Origin of the sequence: Frankia sp. Mgl5 (assembly GCF_023242985.1) — a bacterium.
Classification (GTDB): Bacteria; Actinomycetota; Actinomycetes; order Frankiales; family Frankiaceae; genus Parafrankia; species Parafrankia soli.
On record NZ_JALKFY010000204.1, the window covers coordinates 1 to 258 of the forward strand.

At 55.8% G+C, this 258-nt stretch carries 1 protein-coding gene; it reads left to right on the plus strand.

Annotated features, from left to right (window positions below; translation table 11 throughout):
* The coding region (locus MXD62_RS09015; RefSeq protein ID WP_248828919.1) for an ABC transporter substrate-binding protein at positions 1-258 on the plus strand (258 nt) is incomplete at both ends.

Below are 258 nucleotides of genomic sequence, written 5' to 3' on the forward strand. Positions count from 1 at the left end.
GCAACCTACTCCGATCAGGCGAAGGTAGCGATCAAGTGGTTCAAGGACAACTGGAAAGGCAGCGGCAATCCCAAGCTGGCGCTAATCTACAACGATACGCCGTTCGGCAAGTCTCCGATCGCTGACGCCAAAGCCTACGCCGCTTCCATCGGCGTCGACGTGGTGGACGAACAGATCGTCGACCTGAAAGCGCTGGATGCCACTTCCCAACTGCTGAACATGCAGAAAAAAAGCCCCGATTTTGCGATCATCCAGGAG